Below are 7163 nucleotides of genomic sequence, written 5' to 3' on the forward strand. Positions count from 1 at the left end.
CAGACGTAGAAATATGCATTGATAAAAAACATATTCAACTATTATTTACCAAATCTACTGCTAAAAAAATCATTCATGTCAGTTACGAAGACACAACTATTACATTTTCTGCTTCGGAATACGTAATGGATCTTAATACAGCTTTAACATGTGCTAAAACCACACAATTTATCACCGTCAAAAATGGAACACTCTATGACTGGGTGGATACCAAATTAGACCTCATCAGCAGCAGCGGGAAGCAACATAGTGTTCCACTGAAACCATTTGATTTAAGAAAAAACTGCTGGAAAAAGTTGCAGCTTAAGAGTGAAAAGATATCAAAATTATCTCCTCAGCATCTGGTGAATATCTCTGAATTTAGTAACAAAAAGAAGGACGTTCATCCCGAATTACAGATCAACATGGTCAAGTATAAAGAAAAAGAAAAAGAGAAGATCGGATACTGGCCAAAAGACGATGTTTTTTTTCAAGACCCGGGCAATATTCGGTTGATTTATGATAACATTCCAAAATGGGAGAAACAGTTCGACGCAACTCAGTTCGCCTCAATCATAAATGAAAAGAAATTGCCACTGTTTGTGAATAAAAATATCAAGTTAACTCGTTCGCGTCCCACTGGTAATCTTCTCATTTTAGCCATGAATGTCTCTAACAAAAGTGTCATAAAAAACACCTTGCATACTGATTACGATTTTATATGTGATAAAGATATTAAAATCACATTACAGGTAGATTCCAAAACCATTTTTATATTCAATAAAAAACAGACAATTAGCCAGCAAGCGACGCTTCCACAGCTTGATTTACTAGTCGATCCGAACACTAAAATTGATCTGATTTCCACTCATTTCAAGTCACTTTCTTCTAAACTGTTGAAATTGAAGAATGATGTTGAAAGTCCTCTTAAAATCGATGAGTCGCTTAAACAGGGAACCAAATACACAAAATTCAAAGGGACCACTGAAAGAGATAAACTCAAAAGTAAAATCGATAAGGCTAACCAGATTGCTCAGCCACGCTTAGTCTGGCTCTATCTCAATGCTGCCAATATTTCTTCTCTGTTAAACGGCATCCCTTCAGAAAAATCCCATCAGAAAAACTTATACACACTGGCATCAGTTGGAAATCACGATGCGGACGTCTCGCTTCTACGAAAACAACGTATAGAACAATCCAAAATCGCAAAAAGTTTTATACAAGTACACAATGCTTTTGTCTCGGGTGAGATTAATATTTACCCGATACAACTACAGGATCCCAATCCGAATCAGGTTACAAGTCGTCCTCCGAATCCTTCAACAATATCCGTGCTGAGCAATAATCCACTTACTGTTACTCCTGCATCAAAAGTAAAAGCAGAAACGCCTAAATAAAATTAGCAGGCAAAGTCTAACCAATAGTTTTTCAGAATCGTCAAGCGATAAGGTTGCGATCGTTGATATCTGTATTGGCTTGTTGTTTTATAGAACGATGAGACACACCAGATTAACCGGCAGGTTGCGCAGGGTTAAAGCCTTTGATGTTTTTGTAATTCGGTTTCACAGCAGAATTGTCGTCGGCGACTCGAAAATGTGCAGACGAACTTTTGCCTGATGCCAATTCTTTCACATGCACGCGCCAGATACCGGCAGTATCGTTGGGAGCAATTTGAATCTGGAAGCTTTGTACGCCATCAACCAGCGCTCGATAACCAGACATCTCCGCGATCCGTCCTTCAGAGTCCTCAATGGTGACTTCCACGGGAATCACAGCCGAAACCGGTTTCCCTTTTTGATTGGTCACTTTAACAGAAACTCTAGCCGTCTCACCGCGCTTGATTTGCTTTGAAATATCAATCGCCACCCGTTCGATCGGCTCCTTTGTCAAAACGTAAATACCGCCTGATCCAGGCCCCAGTTGAACCGACAGACTTTGCTTGTTCCCCGATCGAGTCGTCGATAGCTGTTGGCGATTCACCAGATCGTAAAGATATCCATCTCCACGATTAATCGTCAGCGTTGTTTCAGAAGGCAATCCATTTTCCATCACTCGGCCATGATGCCCCACATACTTACCAAACTCACGATGATCGTTCACCAGGAAAATATAATCCGCATCTTTTGACCGTCGCGAATAATGAACCACGTTCTGGTTCGAAGAATCAACAAAACGATTGTATTTCCCTACCAATGCGGTTTGCAATTCCTTTGCTTTTTTCAGAAATTCCTGTTTGTCAATATCAGCCTTACCAGTTCGCTTGTAAGAGGTGATCCGAATGTCGGGTTTAATTGCAGGCGTAAGATATTCATCTGCAATCACAAGCCCTCCACGTTGTTGAAACTCCAGAATCTTCTTCAACACAGATTCCGTAACCACATCGCCGTGCATCATGACCAGAACCTTGTACTGGTCTAACCCCTGTTGTGTGATTGTTTCGTCAAACACGACATCGTTTTGCAAACCCGCCCATTGCAACATCTGATGCGAATCGCCCAGCCAGTATCCGTTCCAGCCTAACGTACCCCGATGAGCAAACACCTGCGATGCAAAACTCTCATAAAATGCAATATCGTTTATTGCACCGGGAATATTTTTTAAAGCAGGGCCTAATGGCTGAACCACCTCATGAATCAGCCGTTCGAGTTCATATTGAGTTTGCGTGTTCGTATAGCGATACGCGCCCGAACCATCAGTGGGAACCAAAGATTGCCAGCCATGATACATAATACCTTTAATCGGCCGCGATATCTTTGCCCAGAATGCTTCTCGTAATTGCATCGGAGAAATCGTGATAAAGTCCGCATTAGGCTGCTCCCTTTCCCAGGTTGCTTGAATCTCAAGTGCATCTTCAGGCTTTTTAGGCTTCGGTGCAGTTTGTGAACGATACCAGATAATTTGAGTCATCTTCATCACATCCTGCTTCTTCGAAGACCCACGAGCCATCGCAAATAATTCATCGAGTACGACGTTGATCCGAATCGGATCGGGGTAACTATACGTCCAATGCGAGAGCACATCGACATTTCCACCAGAGCCGAACACCGTGGCAACACGCATCGCAGGGTCATACCACGTCCAGATTTTTTTATCGGTGGAACTCAACCCTCGCTCAAGATCACTGTTCAAGTCATTCCAGCCATCCCCTTTTTTCCAATGCCATTTGTAATAGACATAGAGCGGATTATTATCTTTCACAACGCGATTTTTGGGAAAATTTTTCAGCCGAGTATAAGAAACGCCGTGGGGAGGCCCGGCCTCTACAGGAATCTCAAACCCGGAATACTTTTTAAACGCCTCAACATCATGCCGATGAAAACAGGGCCGCGAATGACCGCGCACCTCAGTATGCAGCAAAGCCGAATCAAAGGCGGGATAATCTTGATAGGTTTGTGCAACAGAAGCTCCGACGTTATAGCAGTACTCCTTAATCTCCGGAATCACCGGACAGATATCTTCACGACCAGACTTTTTCGTTCCATCGCGATTCATCCGCTGAAATTTCTCCTGACTTCGTAAATAGGAACCAGGAGAAAGTGCAGCATAAAAGGAAACACCATTAGCTAAACCACGATCAAGACCTGCGCGAATCTCTTTCACTCTCTGTTCTGTATCTGCGAGTGTTGGTTTTCCTGCGTTTAATATCTTTGTGTAATTGGCCCCTAATCCTGTCGCGTGAGTAAAACCAATTTTTTTGAGTCGATCAATTTCATTGAGTCCACCACCCCACATGATCACCGGAAACGGATCGGGTAATTTTCGGGACACAATTTGAATGGGGAACGATTCTTCAGCGGAAGCAATCTCTGGCCCCACAGTTTTTAATTTGGCAGTGAGGAGATATTGATCAGGGCGTAAGGAGGTATTCAAAGGAAACAGAACTTCTTGCGGTTTACCGGATTCTAAGTTTTTGAGCGCCGAAGTCCCCTGCACCTCTCCATTCAGCAACCAGGTCACAGTCGCTTCAGACAACACGTTCGGCTGCAAGTTTGTCACTTGAAAGGTAAGCGCACGGTTTTTTTCCATCCGAATGAAACAGGCACGCTGAGATATTCGATCAAAACGAACCGGCCGAAACTCCAGCTCTCCCTGACTGATACGTACTTGATCAATCAAACCGGAAAATCCACCATAGTTGCTACCATTACGATCGCCTATTGTCAGAGGTTTTGTACCCGCTGCAATCGAACCAAGACTGCTAATCGTTTTTTCGCCATGTGGAATCCCGTTTATCAGATAACGTCCCCGACCAGCGCCATTGTAAAGAAAAACAATGTGATACCAAGTGCCCGGCTTCAAAAGTAATGGATCAGAATACCATATTTCCGAGGAGGCACCAAAACCGAGAACCGCTTTTAAAGTACGTGTACCCGATCTTCCCGGAGGAGAAAACACAAGCTGATAATCAGTGTGACTCACATATTTTTTGTCTAACAGAAATGCCGAAGTTGACTTATTGAAATCTTTATCGGGGTTGATCCACATCTCGAGCGTGAATGGCCCATGCGGAGAAAGTTTGGGGCTATCTTTGATCGTCGCATAATGGCGTTTGTCTTCCACCGGAAATCCGGGAAACGAACGCAAGGCAGCGCCAAAACGTCCCTGCTGATCAACTTCCGCACCGTCAAATTTCGCGGTATGCCCATTTCCGGAAAGATCCTCGCCAGGGTCAGATCCATCGAATGTCCACAATCCAAGAACATGTTTCCCGCCGGCATTTGCTTTCGTGTAGTGTGATCGCCACGGTTCCTGTAATCCGGTCGACTGCGGTTCGGCAGAATGAATGACAGAAACAGTGCCGATTAACAGAAAGAACAAAGCAGCAGTTCGAATGAATCTCAGCTTAACCATGGGGAAATACCTCTCGACATTCAGATGCAGATCATGAGTGAATATTTAATCTTATTTATTTAGTCTAGCAATTTCACAAAGCATTGAGAATACAATGACAGAAATATTACTCGTCCAAGCGAAATGAACTTCCTGTATACGATGCTGCCACTCCGACTATCAAATACAGCCACTGCTTATACAACATTCTCTGCATTTGTTTCACAGTTCAAATGCTGCTATCATGCTTTCCGCTCATCATACTGTCGGACTATCCGATGGTTCCTCATTTTTTTGAGGCTCGCATAGTTCTTACTCACTGCCTGTCTGGTTATGTCTAGCGATCCACGTTTTACGCGCTCCTCTCTGCCACCACTTGTGGTGATGACCGATTTAGATGGAACCTTGCTGGACCATGACACTTATTCTTTTGCAGCAGCAACTTCGGTGATGTCACGTCTGAAATCTGCCGGTATTCCAATCATTCTGAATACGAGCAAGACTGACGCAGAATTAAAGGCATTGCGAGAATCATTGAGGAATTCCGATCCTTATGTCGTGGAGAATGGCTCTGCGATTTTTGTATCTGCAGATTATTTTGGTGAAGAAATAGAGAGACCTGCCCAAAATACAGGAATCAAGAAGCACATTTTGGGAGCACTTCGGTCAGAAATCCTGACACAGATCCAAAAAATTCGCACTGACGAAAATTTCCTGTTTACCGGATTTGATGACATGGAAGTCTCTGAAGTCATTGCATATACGGGACTATCGGAGATTGCCGCCTTGCAGGCTATGGCACGAGATTTTTCTGAGCCTTTAATTTGGCAAGACTCGGCACATCAATTGCGTAAGTTTGAAGCACTGATTGCCAATCATGGTCTGCGGCTGCTGCAAGGTGGCCGGTTTGTGCATGTGATTGGCGCGTGTGACAAAGGAAAATGTCTGCATTGGTTTAGGAAGCGCTTTACCGACTCGTGTGGCGCAACACCGCTGTTTGTGGCACTCGGCGATAGCCAGAATGATGTTGCCATGCTCAATGCAGCAGATATTGCCGTCATAGTGCGCTCTTCTCATCACGAACCTCCCGATCTTGAGAAGCAATCTTCGGTCATGATTACTGAAGAAACCGGCCCACAGGGATGGACCGACGCGTTAACCCAAATACTGGATGAATCATTGAACTGATCATTCTGGTTTTGGCGCTCAAACAATGATTACGGAGATCCGGAATGGGAGACTTTTACCAAAACGGTATCATTACGACCTTACATAATCTGTCTTCACGTTCCATTGAGGAGATGGAAGCAGAGTTAATTCGGTTTTCTGAAGTGCGCCCAATGAGTCTGGTACTGCCCTGTCTCTACAGCGAGCTGGAAGGACCGGCGCTCGATAAAATCGTAACGGAACTCGCGAAAGTCGAGTACCTGAATGAAATTGTAATCGGCCTCGATCGGGCTGATCAAACGCAATACAAGCACGCGATCGAGTTTTTTAGTCGCTTACCTCAGAATCATCGCATACTCTGGAATGATGGTCCACGTATGCAGGCTGTCAACAGTATGCTGCAAGAACAGGGTCTGGCTCCCAAAGAACTGGGTAAAGGCTGCAATGTCTGGTACTGTCTCGGGTATATACTCGCGCAGGGATCCACTTCATCGGTCGCTCTGCATGATTGTGACATTCTGACATATGACCGCAGTCTGCTCGCACGATTGATCTATCCCGTTGCAAACCCCAGCTTCAACTATCAGTTCTGCAAAGGATACTACGCACGTGTCGCAGACAGCAAGATGAATGGCCGTGTCACACGATTATTAGTGACTCCCTTGATGCGTGCTTTGAAATAAATTCTGGGATCATTGGACTATCTCGAATATCTAGACAGCTATCGCTACCCCCTGGCAGGTGAGTTTTCATTTCGCGTCGATGTGATTAACGATATTCGAATCCCCAGTGACTGGGGACTCGAAATCGGTGTGCTCTCTGAAGTCAAACGGAACTTCTCAACGAACAGATTATGTCAGGTTGATATTGCTGACAAGTATGATCATAAACATCAGAATTTATCTGTTGAGGATGTCCAGGCAGGCCTTTCTAAAATGTCAATCGATATTTCCAAGGGAGTCTTTCGAAAGCTGGCAACCAATGGTGTCGTCTTCTCCACAGAGACATTTCGTTCGATCAAAGCCACCTATTATCGTATCGCTCTGGACTTTATTGAAACATATCGCAACGATGCCATCATCAATGGACTCAAATTCGATGTACACAATGAAGAAAAAGCGGTAGAACTCTTCGCCGAGAATGTTTTAAAAGCAGGACTTCATTTTCTGGATAACCCGATGGAAACT

3 protein-coding genes and 1 pseudogene are annotated in these 7163 nt (G+C 44.2%); 3 read left to right on the top strand and 1 reads right to left on the bottom strand.

Going from position 1 to position 7163, the window contains the following annotated elements; all coding sequences use genetic code 11:
• The coding region (locus Q0668_RS01790) for a hypothetical protein (protein WP_298859343.1) at positions 1-1376 on the top strand (1376 nt) is incomplete at its 5' end.
• 112 nt (positions 1377-1488) lie between these two features.
• Here Q0668_RS01790 and Q0668_RS01795 read toward each other — a convergent pair.
• On the bottom strand, positions 1489-4830 hold the full coding sequence (locus Q0668_RS01795; RefSeq protein ID WP_298859345.1) for a LamG-like jellyroll fold domain-containing protein: 3342 nt from the start codon (positions 4828-4830) through the stop codon (positions 1489-1491).
• Between the two features lie 312 nt (positions 4831-5142).
• On the opposite strand from Q0668_RS01795, the gene Q0668_RS01800 reads away from it, so the two are divergent.
• The gene (locus tag Q0668_RS01800; RefSeq protein ID WP_298859348.1) at positions 5143-5997 is read left to right on the top strand and encodes a mannosyl-3-phosphoglycerate phosphatase; all 855 of its coding nucleotides are present in this window, start codon (positions 5143-5145) and stop codon (positions 5995-5997) included.
• A gap of 44 nt (positions 5998-6041) precedes the next feature.
• Positions 6042-7163 (top strand): annotated as a pseudogene (locus Q0668_RS25815) (glycosyl transferase); the annotation flags it as partial.

It is taken from the genome of uncultured Gimesia sp., assembly GCF_937910335.1.
Lineage (GTDB): Bacteria > Planctomycetota > Planctomycetia > Planctomycetales > Planctomycetaceae > Gimesia.

Excerpts from the sequence above, each read along its gene's own strand:
- Q0668_RS01795 (WP_298859345.1), bottom strand. The coding sequence starts at position 4,830 with ATGGTTAAGCTGAGATTCATTCGAACTGCTGCTTTGTTCTTTCTGTTA.
- Q0668_RS01800 (WP_298859348.1), top strand. The coding sequence starts at position 5,143 with ATGTCTAGCGATCCACGTTTTACGCGCTCCTCTCTGCCACCACTTGTG.